Source organism: Paenibacillus hodogayensis (genome assembly GCF_039536325.1).
Classification (GTDB): domain Bacteria; phylum Bacillota; class Bacilli; order Paenibacillales; family NBRC-103111; genus Paenibacillus_AB; species Paenibacillus_AB hodogayensis.
Map to the genome: position 1 here is coordinate 272,331 of NZ_BAAAYO010000005.1, position 22,986 is coordinate 295,316.

Sequence of the window (22,986 nt, forward strand, 5' to 3'; positions counted from 1 at the left end):
GAGAAGAAATCGTGGAGCATCTGGTGAATTCCGCGGTGAAGGATATTCAAATATCGGGCATCCGCAAAATCGCGAATAAAGTGGCAGCTTACCCGGACGCGATCGCGCTGACGATCGGCCAGCCGGACTTTCCGACACCCGCCCATATCGCCGAGGCTGGCAAACGGGCGCTTGATCTGAACAAAACGGTATATACGCCGAATGCCGGCCTGCTCGAGCTGCGCCGCGCGGCGAGTCATTTTGTGGAGAAAAAGTACGGACTTCTGTACGAACCCGAGCAGGAAATTCTCGTGACGGCGGGAGCCAGCCAGGCGCTGGATATTTCGCTCCGCACGATTATCGGGCCGGGCAGCGAGGTGTTGATTCCGGGTCCGATCTATCCGGGCTACGAGCCGATAATCCGCCTGTGCGGCGGCGTGCCGATATATGTCGATACGCGGGAAACCGGCTTCAAGCTGACCGCCGAGCTTATTCGCGAGAAGCTGACCGAGCGGACGCGCGCCGTTATTTTGTGTTACCCGTCCAACCCGACAGGCCGGATTATGGCGGCGGAAGAGCTGGAGGCAGTCGCCGATTTGCTGCGCGGCAAGCCGGTCTTCATCATCTCCGATGAAATCTACAGCGAGCTGATTTATGACGCTCCCCACCGTTCCATTGCCGCTCTGCCGGGCATGAAGGAACAGACGATCGTGATCAACGGGCTGTCCAAGTCGCATTCGATGACCGGCTGGCGGATCGGCTTTACGTTTGCTCCTGCCGAGATCACTCGTCACATGGTGAAGGTGCATCAATACAATGTGACCTGCGCCAGCTCGATCAGCCAGTATGCCGCCATCGAAGCGCTGACTGCCGGCTTTGACGATGCGCTGCCGATGAAGCAGGAATACAAGGCCAGACGGGACTTTGTGTACGAGCGGCTGCAACGGATCGGGCTCGAGGCCGACAAGCCGGAAGGAGCCTTTTACATATTCCCGTCGATCCGCCGGTTCGGGCTGGGCTCGCTCGATTTTACGCTGAGGCTGTTGGATGAAGCGGGGGTCGCGGTCGTGCCGGGAGACGCGTTCTCCGAATACGGGGAAGGGTATATCCGGATTTCGTACGCCTATTCCATGGACGTGCTGGAGAGAGCGATGGATAAGCTGGAGCAGTTTACGGCAAAGCTCGGCTAAAAAATTTTTTGGCAATATTTCGATGGACCTGCAACATTTTCCCCCTCAGGCTCGTTTGGTAGGTTGAAAAAAACTTATTAGGGGAAAGTAGGGGACTTGATATGTTAACGGTTCGCAGTAAAAAATGGTTGATCGCAGGCGTAGCCGCCATGGCTTTGACGACTGCCCTGTACGCGCCAAACTTGCCGAGCTTCGGCCCGCAAAAGGTGCTGGCCGCTGAAGCCGGTTCCGTGCAAAATGTTATCACCGTAACCGGCCAAGGCGAGATGACGATCGCTCCCGATGTCGCTTATGTGAGTCTCGGCATTCGCACCGAGGCGGATACGGCCAAGGATGCCCAAGCCGCTAATGCCGCCGCTTACGAGAAGCTTCGCGCCGTCCTGTTCGACACGTACAAGCTGGCCGCCAAAGACGTGCAAACGTCCGGATTCCGCGTGCAGCCGGAGTATACGTACACCGAGCGCGATCCGAAAATTAAAGGCTACAGCGCCACCCAGATGCTTCAGGTGACGTATCGCGATCTTGCCAACCTCGGCACGTTCCTGGACGCGGCTTCGGCTGCCGGAGCGAACCAGATCGAAGGGGTCCGCTTCAGCACCGAGAAAGGGCAGGAATACGAGCTTCAAGTGATTGAGAAGGCGATGAACAACGCAAAAGCCAAAGCCGATGCGATCGCCAAATACGCCGGCAAGGAAGTGAAAGCTATAGTTGCCGTCAATCAGGGCGGGGGCGTAGCCATTCCTTCCCAGTTCAGCAATATCGCCATGGAGTCCAAAGCGATGGCGATGGACGCCGCGGGTTCGCCGACGAGTATTTCGACCGGAGAGCTGAAGGTTACTACGAACGTCACGGTACAGTACCAATTCTAAACAGATTGCGATTTGCAATCGACTCGTTAGCGAAAACCTCCTGCGCCTTTTGGCGACAGGAGGTTTTTGGTCGTTCGATGCAACTGTTCGAGACTTCGTGGCTAGATTTTGTCAAAAACGGTTCCCCAAGTCGTCCATCTTTCGCATATAGGTTCGCCTCCTATTATGATCGAATCCCCCGTCCATCCTAAAGTTACAGGAATATCGCTAATGTAAAACTCATGCTCGCTTTTAGGCAGAAGCTTTTTATGGGCGCCATGGGGAGTAAGGAGGATGTTATCCCGAACGAGCAGTTGCTGCTGGAGCTTGTCGTTCCGGTAGGTTCCGTTTGGAAACGTAGCCTCGGGACTCTCCACATCGTCCAAATTGAAAAAGGTCAACATCTCGTCGGTATAACCTTTCCAGTCGCCATCGGTAATGTCGATTGCCTTTTTCGGAAATGGGGTCCATTCGAACAATTTCATGGCCCAGCTGCGCAGAAAGTCTTTATAGCCTTCGGCACCTGCGGGACGAGTCTGATAATAGGGCCGGTGTCGATCTCTTAGCCAAATGGAGTGCAAGAAGGCCGATCCGCGAACCTTTTCCAAAAAACCGATCGTATCCTCCACATTGTCCCTGTACAAGTAAAGAAGAGTGGGCTGAAGAGCTTCTATCCGTTGAAAGACTGCTTTTAAAAAATGCCGGATTTGAGTAAAGGTCGCATTCGCGAGAAGAAAGGAATAAATCTGGAACTGGAATATGCTGCTATCCAGTAAAATGATTTCATCCGGTCTCCGGGCCTGTATGTCGGCAAAATGCTGCCATTTCTCCAAGGCAAGCTCGATGTAACGCTCCAGCGAAAAGTTCCAAACATTATATTTGCTCAATTCTTCGTATTCTTTCTGCCCAATCTCCTCCAAGCCATTCCATTCGACTTCAAGAAGATCTATACCGACTGTCGTTTTGCGTTTGATTCGAATGCGCTCCAAGTAATCCTTCACGTGGGGATGAAGACGAACAAAATGCGCGTATTCGGCTTCGCTTAAACCCGCTTCATAAAAAAACAATACGGGATGAGGCCGGGCAACTTCGTGAATCCATTTGGCCTTCAACCCATTCCGTTCTAGTTGAGCCAAGAGAATGCCGGAAGTGGTCGACTTTCCCGTAGAGGGAAGCCCTTCAACCAGAATGAGCCGGCTTGAGGAGCAAGTTTCCATTGTTATCGACGCTCCAAGAAAAAGGGATATATGAGCATTTTATCACGAACCCAGGAATAGCCGCCTGTCGAAAAAAGGATTTTTTTGTCCAAGGCCGAATAGTTCATACGTACAAAGCCGGGCACAGACCGGACTTTCTGGGAAAAGGTGGATCGAATGAAAAACAAACTGCAAGGTATGGTCATGGGCATCGTGATCGGCGTGCTGCTGTCGATTACGTTCGTCCAGGCATCGGGGACGGCGACTCCGATCCAGGTTTACTTCAAGGAGCTGGTGTTCAAATTCAACGGCGTGGAGAAAAAGCCGGAGCAGCCCAGCTTTATTTACGACGGGACAACGTATGTGCCGATCCGGTTCGTCAGCGAGTCGCTCGGCGTCCCCGTCAAGTATAACGGCGATACCGGGACGATTTCGCTCGGACAGACGTCGTATCCGGAATACCCGGCGATGAAGATCGATACGGGCAAGTCGTACGAAGCCGAAGTGAAAACGAACAAGGGTGACTTTACGATCGAGCTGTTCGCCAAGGACGCTCCGAAAACGGTAAACAGCTTCGCGTTTTTGGCGAACGATAACTTTTACGACGGCGTCGTGTTCCACCGCATTTTGCAAAGCTTCGTGATTCAGACCGGCGATCCGACCGGCACCGGCCGAGGCGGTCCGGGCTACACGTTCGCGGACGAGCTGAACAACGGCCATAAGTACGAGGTAGGAACCGTGGCGATGGCCAATGCGGGCCCGAACACGAATGGCAGCCAGTTTTTCATCTGTACCGGCGACGATTGCACGCAGTTGAACAGAGCGCCGAACTATACGATTTTCGGCAAAGTTTCAAAGGGCATGGACGTGGTTACGGCTATTGCCGCTACGCCGGTCCAGGCCAACGATTATGGGGATTTGAGCCAGCCGAAGGAAGAAGTGAAGATCGAGAGCATCAAAATTGTCGAGAGGTCTTCGGAAGGTACCTCATAATCGCTATTGCGAGCTTTCCTCCTTTCCTGCAGGGTAGGGGACAAGCTCTTTTTTTATGAAAATTAAATACATGTATAGAATAGGTATTTATATTATTGGGTTTTATTGCTACAATGTAGAGGCGGAAGCAATAAGCTGCGGAGGAGGGGATGAGCGCCAGAAGCAAGGACAAGACAGCCGGGATACTCCATCGGGTCGACAGACGCTATCGGAATCGATGACCGAAATGAAGGAGGAGTATGTAATGAAGCTATCGTCCAAATCATTGAAATGGGCGGCGATCGCTCTTGCCGCCTGCCTGGCACTCGGCCCCGCGACGGGCGCCGCAGCTTCTTCCAACGCCTGGTATGACACGTATTTGTCGGCGGAGAGCAGTTTGGGCAGCAGTTATTACACCAGCGACGACGGCGGGACTCTCGCCTGGGGCGAAAGCTATGTGTCGGAAAGCTATCTGGATCTATACGGGCTGACGAAGGACACAAGCTGGCTGGACAAGTTCGTGCTCCATACCGACACGATGATCGCAAACGCCGACGATAACGACAACGACGGCTATCTGGGTTGGAGCAGCTACCGTTATACGCCCGTGGAGGTTAACAACTGGGATTTTGAAACCGCCTCCAGCTCCGACAGTACGCTTCCGGCCAACTGGGTCCGCTTCCAGTCAACCAGCTCGACGGCGCGGCGTACGACCGAGCACGTCGGCGGCAGCTACGGGGTCGAGGTGCGGACCGAATCGACGGGCACGAAATGGCAAAGCTTGTACCAGCAATTGAACGATTACGAGCCCGATACGCTGTACGTGCTGCAATTTTACGGCAAGACGAACGGTTCGGCGGCCAAAGGGCACGCTTACTTGCGCGACAAAACGACGAATACGGTTATGTGCTCGGTTCCGTTCGAAAATACGAGCTGGGAATACAAGACGGCCGAATGCCGCACACCGGCGGCGAGCGGACATGTGCTGGAAGTATGGCTGGGCCACCAGACTTATACCGTTCCGGGCGGATCGGCTTTTTACGATAACGTCAAGGTGAACGCCAAGCTGCCGTTTATGGTGCACGACGGCGTCATCGGCACGCCGATCGCCCGGTTTATCAAGCTGGTTCGCGACAATGCCGCACTCCATACCGCTTATTTGAGCAAAGCGAACGGCTATCTCGACTTCCTCGAACACAATATCGTGCCGCGCTGGGAAAACAGCAGCTATATCGGCAATACGTGGTCGTCGATCAACTCCACAACCGGGATGTACAAGCAATCGGCCAAATTCGACGCCTTCTCGCACGGCTCGACCTGGACGTATTTGCCTTACAATCAAGCGCTTGCCTATGCCAATATGCTGATTTTGCTCTATGAATCGAACGGCAATGCGACTTACTTGGACCGGGCGAAGCGGACCGGGCAATATTTCAAAAACGCGCTGACGCTGAGCGGCTCGGCCTACAAGTGGAATTACGCCTACTACGCCTCGACGCCGGAGGACGCCTCGCACGCGAACGTCGACCTCGGCTTCGTGCTGGACATGTACCGCAACGGACAACTGTTCACCGGTACGGATATGGACCGGTTTATGAACACGCTCATGTCGGTCATGTGGAACGGCTCGACGACCGCGCCGACGCTGACGCATTACGTCAACGGCACCGGAGCGACCGATTTCAGCAAATATATGTCGCAATGGACGGAGCTGGCCCAGTTCAGCATGTCGCTGTATCCGGTCGCCGCCGAGCAGTACCGCGGATTTACGCCGAACAATACGGCCTACCTGCTGACGCTTTCGCGCATTATGAAGTGGGATCGCTCCAAGATTGTCAACCAAAGCTTTGAAATGACGACATCTACCGATACGACCCAGCCTGCCCAATGGAATCGCTTCGGCTCGACCGCGGCCACCGCTTATTTGGACAGCGCCAACGCCTACGAAGGTAAAAACGGGCTGACGATCAAGGCGGCCGGAGGAACCGACCAACAAGTGAACCAGACGTGGACGCACTGGCTGCCTTCGACCTCCTATACGATGTCGTTTGTCGGTAAAACGGACGGCAGCGGCGCCGGCGGCAAAGTGTACGTGAAGGACGAGACGGCCGGGACGATCCTCGCCTCGTTGTCGTTCAACGACACGAGCTGGACGCCGAAAACGATGACGTTTACGTCGCCGTCGAGCACCTCACACGTCGTTCGCACCTACATCACGAACGACAATCCGGCCGTGACGAACGGGACGGCCCATATCGACACGATCAAAATGAAAGTGTCGACCGACGCCTGGTAATACGCCGGGGAACAGCAATAAGCAGCACTTGCGCGCCATACGCGCGCGAGCGCTGCTTGTTGTTTTTGCCGATGACGGCGGTTAGCGGGTGGCCAATTATCGTTCCTTCCTGCGCATGAACGCCTTGACGGCGAAGACGGGCAGGACAAGCTGCCGCCGCCAGCGGGCCGGGTTCGATAGCAGCCGGTACAGCCACTCGATGTTCAAGCGGATCCAGAACTCGGGGGCGCGTTTGACTTTGCCTGCGAGGATGTCCAAACTTCCCCCTACGCCCATGGCGATCTTGACCGGAAGCTTCGGCTTGTTGCGGTAAATCCAACGTTCGGCATGAGGGGCGCCCATCGCCACGATCAGAAAATCGGGCTGGGCGGCGGCAATCTCCTCGACGACCGCAGGCTCCCGGTCCGCTCCGAAATAGCCGTTGTGGCGTCCGGCGATGCGCACGTTCGGGTAGCGGGCGGCGATCGTGTCGACGGCTTTGACGCTCGTTTCCTCATCGGTGCCGAGGAAATAAAACGACCAGCGGTGACGGTCCCCCAGTTCGAGCAGCCGCAGCAGCATATCGTAGCCGGTTACCCGGCCCGAAACGGGATCGCCCTTCCACTTGGCCGCCATCACGATCCCGATCCCGTCTGGCGTAATAAGCCCGGCCTCTTGAAGAATGCGCATCAGCTGCGGATCTTTTCCCGCGGACATGACGATTTCCGGGTTAGCGGTCACGACATGGCAGACGGGCTTCGCGGGGCCGTTTGCGATGGAGCTAAGATGGCCGATCGTTTCGTCCAGCGTCATTCTTGTGAACGGGACGCCCATAATATTCACTTTGTTCCCGGGGGCTCCGGCACGCTTGGCTGCTGCCTCGCTCATGGCTTGCCCCCTTCGCGGAGCGGTTGCTCCGACTTCCAGCGAATATAGCCGGTAACGGTGTCGATCGCCACGGGCATAGCCCGCTCGTCCGGCTCCAGCTTCGCATGGTGGAGGCCGTAAGGGGTATCGACGCCGAGCCAAAACATCAAGCCCGGTATACGCTCCAGAAAATAGCCGAAATCTTCCCCGGTCATCGCTTCCGTACACTCGATCAGCTTCGCGCCACCGGAGCCTTCCAGCCATTCCATAAACTCGCGGGTGATCGTCTCGTCGTTGTACACTTGCCGGTAGTTGGACCCGTAGTCGATCGACGCCGTGCATTCGAATGCCGTTTCCGCGCCGGCTACGAGCGCTTCGATCCGCTTTTTGACGAGCGTCATCGTCTCGGCGGACAGCGTCCGGATCGTCCCTTCGAGCCGTGCTTTCTCGGCAATAATGTTTTGCTTGGTGCCGCCTTCGATTTTGCCGACGGTGACGACCGCCGAATCGAGCGGATTGACGTTGCGGGCTACGATCGACTGCAGCTGCACGAGCAAATGGGCGGCGGCGACGACCATATCGTTGGCCCGGTGCGGGTAGGCAGCGTGGCCGCCCTTGCCGGTCAGATCGATAAACAGCTCTGACGTATTGGCGAACAAGATGCCCGGACGCGTGGCGATCGTGCCGACCTCATATTCCGGCGCCACGTGCAGGGCGACGATCAGATCGGGCAGCCAGTCGCGCAGCTCGGCGCTGTCCAGCATCGGCTTCGCGCCGCCCGGCCCTTCCTCGGCGGGCTGGAAGATGACGACCAGGTCGTCCGCCATCGGCTGCTCCACGAAGCGGGTCAGTACGCCAAGGCCGATCGCCATATGCATATCGTGGCCGCAAGCATGCATGTAACCGGGATGAACGGAGCGGAACGGATAGGAGGTATCCTCTTCGATCGGCAGGCCGTCCATATCGGCGCGGTAGCCGAAGGTGCGCTGTGGGGCGGTGCCCTTGACCTTCACGAGGATGCCGGTGCGCCACGTCCGGATTTCGATCCGGTCGGCAGGCAGCTCCGCGAGGCGGTCGAGCAGAAAGCGCTGGGTTTTGAATTCCGCAAAGCCGGGCTCTGGGATAAGGTGGAGCTGGCGGCGAAACTCGACGAACGTTTGAATTTCCGTACTCATGGTTCCTCCTGACCTGCGTAACTACGCCTTAATACCAAGTCAAGCCAGGGGAAACCCCTGGCTCGTCGGATTGGTCGAATCGGTTTACAGCTGGCGCAGCTCTTGCATAATTTCCGTTTTGGACTTCGTCTTGGCGTCGACCTTCTTGATCTCCCGGGCCGGCGTACCCGCCACGACCGTATATTCCGGCACGTCCTGGGTAACGACCGCGCCTGCGGCGACGACGGAGCCTTTGCCGATGCGCACGCCTTCGAGAATAACTGCGTTGGCGCCGACGAGCACGTCGTCTTCGATCACGACCGGCTGCGCCGAAGGCGGTTCGATGACGCCCGCGACGACCGAGCCGGCGCCGATGTGACACATGCTGCCGATCTGCGCGCGGCCCCCGACGACGACGTTCATGTCGATCATCGTGCCGGCGCCGATCGAAGCGCCGATATTGATCGTCGAGTTCATCATAATGACGGCGTTGTCGCCGATTCTCACTTTATCGCGAATAATCGCTCCCGGCTCGATGCGGGCGTTGATCGATTTCAGGTCGAGCAGCGGAATGGCCGAGTTGCGGCGGTCGTTCTCGATCTCGAAATCTTCGATCAGCGCTTGGTTTGCTTCCAGCGCCTCGGCGATGGCGGCTCCTTCGCCGAACAGCACGCCGCTTGTTCCGGATACGAAAGCGCGGACGCCTTCGCCGAATACGGCTTGTTCGAGATTGCCTTTCACATAAGCCTTAACAGGCGTTTTTTTCGTGCTGTTTTTAATAAAATTGATAATTTCCATTGTGTTCATTTCCGACATGAGGTTACATTCTCCTTTTCAACTCTGGAATAACGTATAAACCTTTTATAGCATAAAAGAATGGGGCAAGCAATGTCGGGTCGGCATTGACATCATTTGTCGAACGTGAGATAATACTCGGGAACTGAATAGTGCCTTTAAGCTGGTCCCGTGAGGCTGGCAAGGTGGTCGACGAAGAAAGTCGCGAGTAACGTGACGGACATGCACAGTGGAGAGCTGTCTGCGGGTTGGGTGGGTTATGCCCCGATTCCGGCGGATTGGCTTCGTGCGCTCCGATTCGTAAGTCCAGCTCCTTGCCTCCAGGCAAGGAGCTTTTTTTGCGCCATGGGGCCCAAAGAAGCGGCTGCCATGGACCGCAGCCATCGACTTGCGTTTCGCCGATGAGACTGGGGCAACAAAAGGAGGGCTCCCGACATGAATCCGGAGAAGCTCGTCATCATGGACGAGACAGCTATTCGCCGCGCCTTGACGCGCATCGCGCACGAAATTTTGGAAAAAAATAAAGGCGTTGGCGACAGCATCATGATCGGCATACGTACGCGCGGCATTTACTTTGCGAACCGGATTGCGGAGCGCATTCGCGAGATCGAAGGCGTGCCGGTGCCGGTAGGGGAGCTCGACATTACGTCGTACCGCGACGACAGGGTGCGCGCGCAAGGTACGGGCGACACCCAGACGCTGAAGGCGCCGGACATCGAGGACAAGCGGGTTATCCTGTGCGACGACGTGCTGTACACGGGACGGACGGTGCGGGCGGCGATGGACGCGCTGATCGACCTCGGCAGGCCGCGTATGATCCAACTGGCCGTGCTGGTCGACCGCGGGCACCGCGAGCTGCCGATCCGCCCGGATTACGTAGGGAAGAACGTACCGACCTCCAAACTGGAGCAGATCGAGGTCCGATTGAACGAAGTGGACCGCAAGGACGAAGTCGTCATCATTCAGCAAAGGGGATAACGGGTATGACGCAAACGAATATTGCCAGCGAAAGGCATTTGCTCGGACTCAGGCAGCTCGGCAAGGAGGAGATCGTCGGCATTCTCGACCGAGCCGCCCACTGGGAACGGCAAACGAACAAGGTGAATCCGGTCTTGGAGGGCAAATTCGTCGCCAACATGTTTTTCGAGAACAGCACGCGCACCCGGTTCTCGTTCGAAGTGGCGGAGAAGCGGCTCGGCGCTCAAGTGCTCAACTTCTCGGCTGCGGCGTCGAGCGTGGAGAAGGGCGAGTCGATCTATGACACGGTACGCACGCTGGAGTCGATGGGAATCGACGCGGGCGTCATCCGGATGAAGCCGATCGGTCTGCTGGCCGAGCTGGCGGACAAAATCAAGGTGCCGCTGATCAACGCGGGAGACGGCAACAACGAGCATCCGACGCAGGCTCTGCTCGATTTATATACGATGCGCAAGACGTTCGGAGAGATCAAAGGCTTGACCGTTTCGATCATCGGTGATATCCTGCATAGCCGGGTGGCGCGCTCCAATCTGTGGGGACTGCACAAGCTCGGCGCCAACGTGAAGTTTTGCGCGCCGGACAATATGCAGGCTCCGGACCTGAGCGAATACGCTCCGTACGTCGGCCTGGAAGAAGCGCTGCAGGCGGACGTCGTCATGGCGCTGCGCGTGCAGTTGGAGCGGCACGACAAGGGCTTTATCCGCTCGGCGGAAGAATATCGGGAGCATTACGGCCTGACGGTGGAACGGGCTGCGGCGATGCAGCCGCACGCCATCATCATGCATCCGGCCCCGGTCAACCGCGGCGTCGAGATCGACGACGAGCTGGTGGAGCACGAGAAATCGAAAATTTTCACGCAAATGAGCCATGGCGTACCGATCCGCATGGCGGTCATCGAACGGGCTCTTGCTTAACGAATACGGATCAGGAGGCGAACCATGGGAACCTGGATTATAAACGGAAGCGTGCCGGCACGCGGCCGCAACGAGCTGAAAAGCTTACACCTGTTCATCGAGGACGGCAAAATCGCGGCGATTCGGGATGCGTCGGAAGGCGCGCCGAACACGAACGGGCACGAGACGATCGACGCTGCGGGCAAGCTTGTATCGGCGGGATTCATCGATATGCACGTCCACCTGCGCGAGCCGGGCTTCGAATACAAGGAAACGATCGCCAGCGGAACGCGTTCCGCTGCGCGAGGGGGCTATACGGCGATCGCCTGCATGCCGAATACGCGCCCGGTCATCGATAAAGTCGAGACGGTCAACTACGTACTGGACAAAGCCGAGACGGAAGGAATCGTCCGCGTGCTGCCGTACGGCTGCATTTCCAAAAACCAGCTCGGCCGGGAGCTGACCGATTTCGCCGGACTGAAGGAAGCGGGCGTAGTCGGCTTTACGGACGACGGAGTAGGCGTGCAAAGCGCGCAAATGATGAAGGACGCGATGGCGCTGGCCGCCTCGCTCGATATGCCGGTCATCGCCCACTGCGAGGACAATACGCTCGTCGAGGGCGGTGCGGTAACCGAGGGCGAATTCGCCCGCCGCAACGGCATGAAGGGCATTCCGAACGAGTCCGAAGCGATTCATGTCGGACGGGACATTTTGCTGGCGGAAGCGACCGGCGTCCACTACCACGTCTGTCACGTCAGCGCGGAGCAGTCGGTGCGGCTCATTCGCCATGGCAAGCAGTTCGGCGTCAAGGTGACCTCGGAAGTATGCCCGCATCATCTGCTGCTGTCGGACGAAGATATTCCCGGCATGGACGCCGACTGGAAAATGAACCCGCCGCTGCGCACGCCTAAGGACGTCGAAGCGGTGATCGCAGGGCTTGAGGACGGCACGATCGACATTATCGTCACCGACCATGCGCCGCACAGCCAGGAAGAGAAGGCGCGCGGCATGCAGCTGGCGCCGTTCGGCATCGTCGGCTTCGAAACCGCGTTCCCGCTGCTCTATACGAAATTCGTTCGCACCGGGCGCTGGACGCTGGAGTTTTTGCTGGACCGGATGACGTCCAAGCCGGCCGAACTATTCGGACTGCCTTGGGGTGTGCTGGAAGTCGGCCGCGAGGCGGACCTGACGCTGGTCGATCTGGACACCGAGCGTGTGGTCGATCCGGAGCAATTTTTGAGCAAAGGTCGCAACACTCCGTTCACCGGCTGGAAGCTGTACGGCTGGCCGACGCTGACGATGGTTGCCGGAAAGACCGTTTGGAGCGAGTAAAATAACGACATAGATGACCGTTATGCCGCGGAATATTGGGGCGGCTTGGAAACACTAAACGCAACGAATACATCATGACCGCTATGAACGGCAGCGATTCGACTGGAGGAATGAAACGATGCAAGCAAGATTATTGTTGGAAGACGGCACGCTCTTTACGGGCAAAGCGTTCGGCAGCGAAGGCGAGTCGACGGGCGAAGTCGTATTCAATACCGGGATGACCGGCTATCAGGAAGTATTGTCCGACCCTTCGTACTGTGGACAAATCGTCACGATGACGTACCCGCTTATCGGCAACTACGGGATTACCCGCGACGACTTCGAGTCGATCCGCCCATTCATTCACGGGTTCGTCGTGCGCGAGCATGAAGAAGTGCCGAGCAACTGGCGCACGGATTATACGCTTGACAGCTTGTTGAAGGAATACGGCATCGTGGGCATCAGCGGCATCGACACCCGGATGCTGACCCGCATCATCCGCCATCACGGCGTCATGAAGGGCATGCTGACCACATCGAACCGGTCCGTAGAAGACATGCTGGAGCAATTGAAGGCGACTCGGCTCATTACGGATCAAGTATCCCGCGTCTCCACGAAGAGCGTATTCGGCTGCCCGGGCACGAAGGAGCGCATCGTCTTGGTGGATTTCGGCGCCAAGAGCGGCATTATCCGCGACTTGACCAAGCGCGGCTGCGACGTCGTCGTCGTGCCCCAGGATGCGACCGCCGACCAAATCCGCCGGCTGAAACCGGACGGCGTGCTTCTGTCGAACGGCCCCGGTGATCCGAAGGACGTTCCTCACGCAGTCGCGATGATCGCCGAGCTGCTCGGCGAAGTGCCGATCTTCGGCATCTGCTTGGGCCACCAGTTGTTCGCGCTCGCTTGCGGAGCCGATACGGAGAAGTTGAAATTCGGCCACCGCGGAGGCAACCACCCGGTCAAGGAACTCATATCCGGCCGCTGCTACATTACATCGCAAAATCACGGTTACACGGTCAAGGAAGATTCCATCGCCGGCACCGATCTGATCGTCACCCATATTAACAACAACGACAAAACGGTCGAAGGCTTGAAGCACAAAACCCACCCGGCTTTCTCGGTGCAATACCATCCGGAAGCCGCTCCGGGGCCGTTCGATTCGAGCTACCTGTTCGACGATTTTCTAACGATGATCCACAGCTTCAAGGAACAGCATCCACGCGCGCCGAGACAGGCGGAAATCGTGGCTGCGCACGGCGCATCCGCAGCGCAACGGAGAGGGGAACTCGCATATGCCAAAAAATAAATCGCTGAAAAAAATACTCGTTATTGGCTCCGGTCCGATCGTCATCGGTCAGGCCGCCGAGTTCGACTATGCCGGTACGCAAGCGTGCGAGGCGTTGAAGGAAGAAGGCTTGGAGGTCGTGCTGATCAACAGCAACCCGGCCACCATCATGACCGATACGAACATGGCCGACAAAGTATACATCGAGCCGATTACGCTGGAATTCGTATCCCAAATTATCCGTCAGGAAAAACCGGACGGCCTGCTGCCCACGCTTGGCGGCCAGACCGGTCTGAACATGGCGGTTGCGCTGGCCAAAGCCGGCGTGCTGGAGAGCGAAAATGTGAAGCTGCTCGGCACGCAGCTCAACTCGATCGAGAAAGCCGAAGACCGTGATCTGTTCCGCGATCTGATGCGCGAGCTGGATCAGCCGGTGCCGGCCAGCGTCATCGTGACGACGGTTCCACAAGCCGTCGATTTCGCCAACGAGATCGGCTATCCGATCATCGTGCGTCCGGCCTATACGCTGGGCGGCACGGGCGGGGGCATTTGCAACACCGAGGAAGAATTGGTGGAAATCGTCGCGTCCGGCCTCCGGTACAGCCCGATCGGGCAATGCCTCGTCGAGCGCAGCATCGCCGGCATGAAGGAAGTCGAATACGAAGTTATGCGCGATGCCAACGACAACTGTATCGTCGTCTGCAACATGGAAAACTTCGACCCGGTCGGCGTCCATACGGGCGACAGCATCGTCGTGGCGCCTAGCCAGACGCTGTCCGACCGCGAGTACCAAATGCTTCGCTCCGCTTCGCTCAAGATCATTCGCGCGCTGAACATCGAGGGCGGCTGCAACGTGCAATTCGCGCTCGATCCGCACAGCTTCCAATACTACGTTATTGAGGTTAACCCGCGCGTCAGCCGGTCGTCGGCGCTTGCTTCCAAGGCTACGGGCTACCCGATCGCCAAGATGGCGGCGAAGATTGCCGTCGGCTACACGCTCGACGAACTGGTCAATCCGGTTACCGGACAAACCTATGCCTGCTTCGAACCGACCTTGGACTACATCGTATCGAAAATTCCGCGCTGGCCGTTCGACAAGTTTACGAGCGCCAACCGCAAGCTCGGCACACAGATGAAAGCCACAGGCGAAGTCATGGCGATCGGCCGGACGTTCGAGGAATCGATCCAAAAGGCGATCCGCTCGCTGGAAATCGGCGTGCACCGTCTGTTCCTCAAAGGCACGGACGAGCTTGACACCGAGACGTTGGAGAACCGTCTGCGGAAGCCGGACGACGAGCGTCTGTTCCTGATCGCCGAAGCGTACCGCAGAGGCTACACGCTGCAGCAAATCCAGGATTTGACCCAAATCGACTGGTGGTTCCTCGGCAAGCTGGAAGGGCTGCTGCTTTTCGAATCGCAGCTGGGCGGCGAGCTGACGGACGAGCTGCTGCTCGAAGCGAAGCGCAAAGGCTTCACCGACCGCGCCATCGCCGAAATTCGTACGCTGGCCGGAGCGGACTCGCTGATCAAGGAAGCGGACATTCGCATTCACCGACTGGAACGCAAGATCAAGCCGGTATACAAAATGGTCGACACGTGCGCAGCCGAGTTCGAAGCGACGACGCCGTACTACTACTCGACCTATGAAACCGAAGACGAAGTGCTGGAGACAAGCAAGGAGAAGGTCGTCGTCCTCGGCTCCGGTCCGATCCGGATCGGCCAAGGGATCGAATTCGACTACTCGACCGTGCATGCCGTATGGGCCATTCAGGCGGCCGGCTACGAAGCGGTTATTATTAACAACAACCCTGAGACGGTATCGACCGACTTCAGCACGTCCGACCGTCTGTACTTCGAGCCGCTGTTCTTCGAGGACGTCATGAACGTCATCGAGCGCGAGAAGCCGATCGGGGTCATCGTGCAGTTCGGCGGCCAGACAGCGATCAATCTGGCGGCTCCGTTGACCAAAGCCGGCGTACGCATTCTCGGCAGCAGTCTGGAAAGCATCGACGCCGCGGAAGACCGCAAGAAGTTCGAAGCGCTCCTGCGCAGTCTGGACGTGGCCCAGCCTCCGGGCGGCACGGTTACCTCCGTCGACCAAGCGGTCGGAACGGCTTCGCAATTCGGCTATCCGGTGCTCGTCCGTCCGTCGTACGTACTCGGCGGCCGCGCGATGGAAATTGTCTATTCCGATGCGGAGCTGCTCAGCTACATGGAATACGCCGTGAAGATCAATCCGGAGCATCCGGTGCTGATCGACCGCTACATGCTTGGCAAGGAAGTGGAAGTCGATGCCATCTGCGACAAGGAAACGGTGCTCATTCCGGGCATCATGGAGCATATCGAGCGCGCCGGCGTCCACTCCGGGGACTCGATCTCGGTATACCCGCCGCAGACCGTTTCGGAAGAGCTGAAGCAGAAGATCGTCGACATCACGATCAAGATCGCGCGTGCTCTGGAAGTTGTCGGTCTGGTCAATATCCAGTTTGTCATCTATCAGGACGAAGTGTACGTCATCGAAGTAAACCCGCGTTCCTCGCGGACGGTTCCTTTCCTGAGCAAAGTGACGAACGTGCCGATGGCCAACGTCGCTACCCGGGTCATCATGGGCCAGAAGCTGGCGGACATGGGCTACGAGAACGGCTTGTGGCCGGAGGACGACCATGTCTCCGTCAAGGTGCCGGTATTCTCCTTCGCCAAGCTGCGCCGCGTCGAGCCAACGCTCGGTCCGGAAATGAAGTCGACCGGCGAGGTCATGGGCCGCGACCGCAACTTCGCCAAGGCGCTGTACAAGGGCTTTATCGGCTCGGGGATGAAAATTCCGCCGACCGGCGCGATTATCGCCACGATCGCCGACAAAGACAAGGAAGAAGCGGTCGAAATTTTGCGAGGCTTCTTCGAACTCGGCTACAAAATCGTTGCAACCGGCGGCACCGCCGATTCGTTGGAGAAAGCCGGCCTGCGCGTCGAGCGCGTCAATAAGCTGAGCGAAGGCTCGCCGAACATTCTCGATCTGATCCGCAACGGCGAGGCGCACTTCGTTGTCAACACGCTGACGAAGGGCAAGACGCCGGAGCGCGACGGCTTCCGCATCCGCCGCGAAGCGGTCGAGAACGGGGTCGTCTGCATGACCTCGCTCGATACGGTAAGCGCGCTGCTGCATGTGCTGAATACGATCAACTTCTCGTCGCGCGCTATGCCTTCCGGCCTTCCGACCGGGGCCGTCAAGTAAATCGCGCGAATCGAATAGAGCATTCCAATCAAGCCGGTTTTCGACCTATGCAAGCGGTCGGAGACCGGCTCTCGACTGACATCAAGTCGTCAAAGGAGGATTCGACGATGACAACGACCGCAAATCCGGCAGAGCGGATTATCATCGCTCTCGATTATCCCGACGTTCAGGGAGCGGAGCGGCTGCTGGATCAACTGGAAGGCATCCCTTGTTACATGAAGGTGGGCATGGAGCTGTTCTACGCCGCCGGGCCGCAGTTCGTGCTTCGGCTCAAGGAAGCGGGTTATCGCGTCTTTCTCGATCTGAAGCTGCACGATATTCCGAATACGGTCAAGGGCGGCTCGGCCAGCGTCGCCCGGCTCGGTGTCGATATGTTCAATGTGCATGCCGCAGGCGGCCGGGCCATGATGGAGGCGGCACGCGAAGGCGTCGATCAGGCGTTGTCCGGAAGTCCGGGCGCGCAGAAGCCTTTGCTGATCGGCGTGACGCAGCTGACGAGCACCAGCCGTCAAATGCTGAACGAAGAGATCGGCATCGACGGTCCGGTCGAGGACGCCGTGCTTCGCTATGCTTCATTGGCCAAGCGGGCCGGTCTCGACGGCGTTGTGGCCTCGCCGCTGGAGGTCGTACGGATCAAGGGGCAGTGCGGAGCGTCGTTCGCAACCGTCACGCCGGGCATCCGGCCGGCCGGTTCGGCCGTAGGCGACCAGTCGCGCATTATGACGCCGCGCGAAGCGATCGAGCAAGGCACCGACTATATCGTTATCGGCCGTCCGATTACGGCGGCTGCCGATCCGCGCCAGGCGCTGGAGCAGATCGTCGAATCGATTACCGCATAAGGAGAGGAGCAACCGTATGACGTTGCGCTATTTGGACGAACAAATTGCTGAAGCATTGCTTGAAATCGGGGCTGTGAGCCTGCGCCCGAGGCAGCCGTTTACATGGACGTCGGGCTTGAAATCGCCGATTTATTGCGACAACCGCGTCACGATCTCGCATCCGTCCGTCCGCGATCTGATCGCGCTCGGTTTTGCCGAAAAAATCCGTGAGCAATACCCGGAGGCCGAGGTGTTGGCCGGGATCGCGACCGGGGGTATCCCGCATGCGGCATTCGTGGCCCAGAAGCTGAATTTGCCAATGATTTACGTGCGCGACAAAGCGAAAGGCCACGGCAAGGAAAACGTCATCGAGGGCATCGTGAAGCCGGGGCAGAAGGTCGTCATGATCGAGGACCTGATCTCGACCGGCGGCAGCTCGGTGAAGGCCGCGCAAGCCGTCCGCGACTTCGGAGCGGACGTGCAGGGCGTTATCGCGATTTTCAATTACCAGTTGGAGAAGGCGACCGTCAACTTCGAACAGGCCAACTTCGCCTATGACTCGCTTTCCAACTACTCCGCACTGATCGACGTAGCCTTGAAGCTGGGCAAAATCGAGCAGGAGGACGTCGAGCTGCTGAAATCGTGGCGTTTGAATCCGGACAGCTACGGGGTTTAAAGGATCATTTACACGATCAACATAATGCGTATGATTGCTTGCGAAAAGTGAAATGATGTAGGATAGACATGTAACTCATTTTTCGCAAACAAAAGGAGCTGGGCAAATGGCTGTCGGAGCGTATTTAAATTTCAATGGAAACTGTCGCGAGGCTGTGGAGTTTTATGGAAAAGCGTTTGACACGGAGCCCCAGATCATGTCGTTCGGGGATGCGCCGCCCAATCCGGAGTATCCGCTTCCCGACGAGGCCAAAAGCTTGGTCATGCACGCCCGGATCCACGTCCACGGCAGCGATATCATGTTCTCCGATGTGTTTCCCGGCATGCCGTTCGTGGTGGGCAGCAATATCAGTCTTTCCGTCGTCACGGAAGACCTCGACGCCATCAAGAGCGCGTTTGAGCGTCTGAAGGAAGGCGGCACGATTATCATGGATCTTCAGGAAACGTTCTGGAGCAAAAGCTACGGCAGCTTGACGGACAAGTTCGGGGTGCAATGGCAATTTAACTACGGCACCGGCGAAATGTAACCCGCTTTTTTCTTTGCCTCTGAACGGCCAAGCCCTCCCGGCATTCGGTTATGTATCCATAGCCGAGTGCCGGGAGGGCTTTTTTGGCGTTGACTCGAGTCTTACGTCAGCTGCGCTCCGCCTCCTGGACGGCGAAGCGGCCCAACTGGGCGATCGCCAAATCCTCCATCGGCGGATTGTGCAGTCCGAAGCGCACGTCGCGGTAAAGCCGTTGCAGCGGGTTCGAGCGCGCCAGGCTGTGCGCGCCGACGATCCGCATCGCTTTATCGACGACGGAGAGCGCCGTCTGGATCGCGTTGACCTTGACGGCCGCCAGCTCCGGTCCGAGCTCATCCGCCTCGGGCTTGCCGCGCAGCTGGTCCCAGCGTGCCGCCACCGCGTATAGGAAATGGCGCGAGGCGGTCAGCTCCAGATCGATCTGTCCAAGCTGCTGGCCGACATTCGGCGTATATAGAATCGGATGGGGGAGTGAGTTCGGCTGGTACGCTTTGGCGAATTTTATCGCTTCTTTGCGCGCGGCCAGCGCAATGCCCAGGTAGCAGGCCGGAATATGCAGCAAATAAGGATTGATCGGCTTGTGGTAAGCCTGGCTTGACCTATACACTAACGCTTCCTCGGGCACGACGACATCCTGGAGCACGAGATCGTGGCTGGCCGTTCCGCGCATCCCGACCATCCGCCATGTCGGATCGATGGTTAGTCCCGGGGTGTCCCTAGGGATGAGAAACTCCGTCTCGGCATCCTCCAGCACGGCCGTCACAATAAAATAGTCCAGCACGGGGGACAGCGTCGTGAACGTTTTGCGCCCATTCAGCCGGTAGCCGCCTGCGACCCGCTCCGCCGAGGTACCCGGCTTGCCGCCCCGCGAAGGGCTGCCCGTAGACGCTTCGGTCGCCGCCCGGTTAACCAGAGCGCCCCGTGCCGCCACATCGCGGCACATGGAGGCAAACAGCTCGCCCTCCCATGGCCTTTTCTCATTCAGATCGAAAATAACGCCCAGATGCCAGCCCATCCCGAGCGCGATCGCCGCGTCTCCTTGAGCCAGCCTTTCCTGATACAGCACGAATTCGTACAGCGATATGTCTTTGCCGCCCCATTCCACAGGGACGGTGTAGGCCGCGTACCCGATCTGCTGCAGCGCCTCTATATGATCGTACGAGAAGGCGTCGGTTTCATCCGCTTCCTGTGTCCCTGCGGCGAACGAATCGGCAACCTCGCCGATGACCGCCAGCCGCTCCTGCTGCTCCGTTGTGCGGACGAACATCTGCTCCAGCCTGCTCATAAGCTTTCTCCCCTTGTAGAATCTACAGTTGCCATAATGCGCTCCAACACCTTTCTTTCCAGTTGGGCAAAAGCCGGATCGGCCGTCGTTCTGGGACGGGGCAAAGGGTTGGTCACGTCGAGAGCGATCACCCCGTCCTCGATCAGCAAAATCCGGTCTGCCAGTTTGACCGCTTCGGTCACATCGTGGGTGACCAGCAGCGTCGTGAAGCGCTGCTCCTGCCACAGCCGCTCGATCAGCTTTTGCATATCCAGCCTCGTCAAAGCGTCCAGCGCCCCTAGCGGTTCGTCGAGCAGCAGCAGGCTGGGGTTGCGTACGAGCGCCCGCGCCAGGGCGACGCGCTGCTTCTGGCCGCCCGACAGGACGGAGGGCCAGTCTGCCGCACGGTCCTCCAGCCCGACCTGGCGAAGCCGGGACGCCGCAAGCGGCCGCCAATCTCCTTTCAGGCCGAGCCCGACGTTGTCGATGACCTTTTTCCACGGAAGCAGCCGGGAGTCCTGAAACATCACCGTCGTTCCGGCGGATGCGCCGGTCACCGGCCTTCCGTCAATGAGCACGGCTCCGTCGGCGGAGCGCTCCAGTCCCGCTACGAGCCGCAGCAGCGTGCTTTTGCCGCTGCCGCTGCGGCCGACGACGGCTACGAACTGGCCGGGAAGGAGCGTCAGATCGAGCTGGCGCAGTACCGGCTTGCCGTCGAAAGCGATCGAGAGCGATCTCAGCTCGACCTGCGCTCCGCTTGCTTCATAAGTATGGGGTTCGGTTGGAACCGTAATAACCGCGTCCTTCACGTATACCTCTCCTTCAAGCTCATGATTGATAAGCGGAGTTCCACTTCAGCAGGCGCCGTTCCAGCCACTTGGCGGCGATATCCGCAGCTTTGCCGAACAGCGCGTACAGGATGATGCTCAAAATAATAATATCGGCCTGCATGAATTCGCGCGCGTTCATCGCCAAATATCCGATGCCCTGGTTCGTGGCGATCGTCTCGGCTACGATCAGCGTAAGCCACATGACGCCAAGCGCATAGCGCAAGCCGACGAAGATGGACGGCAGCGCGCCCGGAAGCAGGATGTGGAAAAAAATATCCCGGGAGCGCAGGCCGTATACCTGCCCCATCTCGACCAGATCGCGGCCGACGTTTCTTACGCCATGGTACGTGTTTACGTAAATCGGAAACAGCACGCCCAAGGCGACTAGGAATACTTTCGGCGTCTCGCCGATGCCGATCCAAATAATGACGAGCGGTACGAGCGCCAGATGGGGAATGTTGCGGATCATCTGGATCGTCGTATCGAACAGCCGGTAGGACGTTTTGAACGCCGCGTTGGCGATGCCGAGCAGGAAGCCGACGCTTCCGCCGATTAGCAGTCCAAGCAGCGCCCGCTGCAAGCTGATCCCCATATGATGCGCCAGCTTGCCGGAAGCGAGCAGCTTCCAGCCCGCTTCGACAATCATGAGAGGCGTAGGGAACAGCTTGGCAGATACGAGATGCAGGGAAGCGGTGAGCTGCCAGGCAATGATCAAGAGAGCCGGTACGAGCCAAGGCAGCAGCAGATCCGCCATCGTGGACCGAATGTCCGGTTTACCAGTCCGTCCGTTCGTTTTGGCCATATCCTATATCCTTCTTTCCGTTATCGCTTCAAATTGGGTGCCCAAGGGGCGTCCACCGGCATCAGCTTGCTGACGTCCAGCTTCTCGGTAATGAGTCCGATGCGCAGAAACGTATCGGCCAGCTGCTGCTGCGGGGCGATAATGTCTTTCGTAATCGCTTCGACCCCGAACGTACGACGGTTAATCGCCGTGCGGATCGATTCCTCGTCGATGCCGAGCTCCTGCGTCAGCAGCTTCACGACCTCCGGCTTGTTCTGGTTCGCCCACTTGTCGGCTACGTCCGTTTCTTCGAGAATCAGCTTGACGAGATCGGCATGCTTTTGCGTAAATTCCGTCGTAGCGTAGTAGAACGTCCGGTTGGGAGAATATCCGGCTCCGTCGGTCAAGGTGACCGGCTTCAGATCGATCTGCACCGTAGCGAAGAACGGGTCCCACGAACCGAGCGCGTCCACTTTCTTCGTCTCGAATACGGCGCGTCCTTCCGAGGCGTCCTTGACGAACACGTACTCCACATCGTTGTCCTTCAGGCCTGCCTTTTCAAGCGCAAGCACGGTCAGGTAATGATGGTTGCCGCCTTTGACGACCGCGACCTTTTTGCCTTTCAGGTCGGCGATGGTCTTGATCGGGGAATCTTTATGCACCATGATGCCCATGCCTTCGGGATTTGGCAAATCGTTGCCGACGTAGACGAACGGCTTGCCGCTCGCCTGGGCGAATACGCCGGAGCCGTCGGCCGCATTGCCGTAGTCGATTTTACCCGAAGTCAATGCTTCCAGGACGGTCCCGCCGCTCGGAAACACGTTCCATTCGACGGCGATGCCGCGCTCTTTCAGCTTCTGGTCGAGGTTGGCTTTCACTTTCAACACATTCAGGGTATTGCCCTTCTGATAGCCGATGCGGACTACCTTCGGCTGTTCGGCCGCTCCCGCCTGCGTTTGCGTTGCGGGCGTATTGGAGGAGGCGGGCTTGCCGCTTTCCTTGGCGCCGCTTGCGCAGCCGGCAAGCAGCGCTGCCAGCAGGAAGGTTGCTCCGGTCAAAACGGCGGACGCCCGTATTTTACGATGATGGGTAAGGGAATTCATAAGTACACGCTCCTTG

At 58.1% G+C, this 22,986-nt stretch carries 20 protein-coding genes; 12 read left to right on the forward strand and 8 right to left on the reverse strand.

What is annotated here, in order from left to right:
- The first annotated feature begins 11 nt into the window (after positions 1-11).
- Positions 12-1,169, forward strand: a complete 1,158-nt coding sequence (locus tag ABD796_RS10680) for an aminotransferase A (RefSeq protein WP_344907139.1) — start codon at positions 12-14, stop codon at positions 1,167-1,169.
- Between the two features lie 101 nt (positions 1,170-1,270).
- The gene (locus ABD796_RS10685) at positions 1,271-2,038 is read left to right on the forward strand and encodes an SIMPL domain-containing protein (RefSeq protein WP_344907142.1); all 768 of its coding nucleotides are present in this window, start codon (positions 1,271-1,273) and stop codon (positions 2,036-2,038) included.
- A 101-nt stretch (positions 2,039-2,139) separates the two neighbouring features.
- On the opposite strand, the gene ABD796_RS10690 is transcribed toward ABD796_RS10685, so the two are convergent.
- On the reverse strand, positions 2,140-3,006 hold the full coding sequence (locus ABD796_RS10690; protein ID WP_344907145.1) for a P-loop NTPase family protein: 867 nt from the start codon (positions 3,004-3,006) through the stop codon (positions 2,140-2,142).
- 384 nt (positions 3,007-3,390) lie between these two features.
- Between ABD796_RS10690 and ABD796_RS10695 the strand changes: the two genes are divergently transcribed.
- A complete protein-coding gene (locus ABD796_RS10695) occupies positions 3,391-4,206 on the forward strand; it encodes a peptidylprolyl isomerase (RefSeq protein ID WP_344907148.1) in 816 nt (271 codons plus the stop codon).
- A gap of 244 nt (positions 4,207-4,450) precedes the next feature.
- Entirely contained in the window at positions 4,451-6,481 is a 2,031-nt protein-coding gene (locus ABD796_RS10700; RefSeq protein ID WP_344907151.1) for a hypothetical protein, read from the forward strand.
- 96 nt (positions 6,482-6,577) lie between these two features.
- On the opposite strand, the gene ABD796_RS10705 is transcribed toward ABD796_RS10700, so the two are convergent.
- The 3 genes from ABD796_RS10705 to dapD form a co-directional block, all read right to left on the reverse strand.
- Positions 6,578-7,348: a WecB/TagA/CpsF family glycosyltransferase gene (locus ABD796_RS10705; RefSeq protein WP_344907155.1), complete on the reverse strand. Its 771-nt coding sequence runs from the start codon at positions 7,346-7,348 to the stop codon at positions 6,578-6,580.
- On the reverse strand, positions 7,345-8,502 hold the full coding sequence (locus ABD796_RS10710) for an N-acetyldiaminopimelate deacetylase (protein ID WP_344907157.1): 1,158 nt from the start codon (positions 8,500-8,502) through the stop codon (positions 7,345-7,347). Before ABD796_RS10710 ends, ABD796_RS10705 begins: the two co-directional genes overlap by 4 nt.
- Before the next feature lie 84 nt (positions 8,503-8,586).
- Entirely contained in the window at positions 8,587-9,297 is a 711-nt protein-coding gene (gene dapD, locus ABD796_RS10715; protein WP_344907161.1) for a 2,3,4,5-tetrahydropyridine-2,6-dicarboxylate N-acetyltransferase, read from the reverse strand.
- A 414-nt stretch (positions 9,298-9,711) separates the two neighbouring features.
- Between dapD and pyrR the strand changes: the two genes are divergently transcribed.
- From pyrR to ABD796_RS10755, 8 genes are all read left to right on the forward strand, one after another.
- Positions 9,712-10,254 carry a bifunctional pyr operon transcriptional regulator/uracil phosphoribosyltransferase PyrR gene (gene pyrR, locus ABD796_RS10720; protein WP_344907164.1) on the forward strand — a complete coding sequence of 181 codons (543 nt, stop codon included), beginning with the start codon at positions 9,712-9,714 and terminating at the stop codon, positions 10,252-10,254.
- A gap of 5 nt (positions 10,255-10,259) precedes the next feature.
- Positions 10,260-11,168 (forward strand): aspartate carbamoyltransferase catalytic subunit, encoded by a 909-nt coding sequence (locus tag ABD796_RS10725; protein ID WP_344907167.1) that lies wholly within the window; start codon positions 10,260-10,262, stop codon positions 11,166-11,168.
- A gap of 24 nt (positions 11,169-11,192) precedes the next feature.
- Positions 11,193-12,479 carry a dihydroorotase gene (locus tag ABD796_RS10730; protein WP_344907170.1) on the forward strand — a complete coding sequence of 429 codons (1,287 nt, stop codon included), beginning with the start codon at positions 11,193-11,195 and terminating at the stop codon, positions 12,477-12,479.
- Between the two features lie 118 nt (positions 12,480-12,597).
- Complete coding sequence (locus ABD796_RS10735) at positions 12,598-13,764, forward strand: carbamoyl phosphate synthase small subunit (RefSeq protein WP_344907173.1); 1,167 nt, start codon at positions 12,598-12,600, stop codon at positions 13,762-13,764.
- On the forward strand, positions 13,751-16,975 hold the full coding sequence (gene carB, locus ABD796_RS10740) for a carbamoyl-phosphate synthase large subunit (RefSeq protein WP_344907176.1): 3,225 nt from the start codon (positions 13,751-13,753) through the stop codon (positions 16,973-16,975). The genes ABD796_RS10735 and carB overlap by 14 nt, the downstream gene beginning before the upstream one ends.
- A gap of 107 nt (positions 16,976-17,082) precedes the next feature.
- Positions 17,083-17,814 carry an orotidine-5'-phosphate decarboxylase gene (pyrF, locus tag ABD796_RS10745; RefSeq protein WP_344907180.1) on the forward strand — a complete coding sequence of 244 codons (732 nt, stop codon included), beginning with the start codon at positions 17,083-17,085 and terminating at the stop codon, positions 17,812-17,814.
- A gap of 16 nt (positions 17,815-17,830) precedes the next feature.
- Entirely contained in the window at positions 17,831-18,469 is a 639-nt protein-coding gene (gene pyrE / locus ABD796_RS10750; protein ID WP_344907183.1) for an orotate phosphoribosyltransferase, read from the forward strand.
- Positions 18,470-18,575: 106 nt separating this feature from the next.
- Positions 18,576-18,995 carry a VOC family protein gene (locus ABD796_RS10755; protein WP_344907185.1) on the forward strand — a complete coding sequence of 140 codons (420 nt, stop codon included), beginning with the start codon at positions 18,576-18,578 and terminating at the stop codon, positions 18,993-18,995.
- A gap of 106 nt (positions 18,996-19,101) precedes the next feature.
- On the opposite strand, the gene ABD796_RS10760 is transcribed toward ABD796_RS10755, so the two are convergent.
- The 4 genes from ABD796_RS10760 to ABD796_RS10775 are packed head-to-tail and all read right to left on the reverse strand — an operon-like array spanning position 19,102 to position 22,970.
- Positions 19,102-20,268, reverse strand: a complete 1,167-nt coding sequence (locus tag ABD796_RS10760) for an acyl-CoA dehydrogenase family protein (protein WP_344907443.1) — start codon at positions 20,266-20,268, stop codon at positions 19,102-19,104.
- A gap of 5 nt (positions 20,269-20,273) precedes the next feature.
- Complete coding sequence (locus tag ABD796_RS10765; protein ID WP_379116182.1) at positions 20,274-21,065, reverse strand: ATP-binding cassette domain-containing protein; 792 nt, start codon at positions 21,063-21,065, stop codon at positions 20,274-20,276.
- A gap of 19 nt (positions 21,066-21,084) precedes the next feature.
- Entirely contained in the window at positions 21,085-21,888 is an 804-nt protein-coding gene (locus tag ABD796_RS10770) for an ABC transporter permease subunit (protein ID WP_344907188.1), read from the reverse strand.
- Between the two features lie 20 nt (positions 21,889-21,908).
- Complete coding sequence (locus ABD796_RS10775; RefSeq protein ID WP_344907191.1) at positions 21,909-22,970, reverse strand: sulfonate ABC transporter substrate-binding protein; 1,062 nt, start codon at positions 22,968-22,970, stop codon at positions 21,909-21,911.
- Positions 22,971-22,986: the final 16 nt, after the last annotated feature.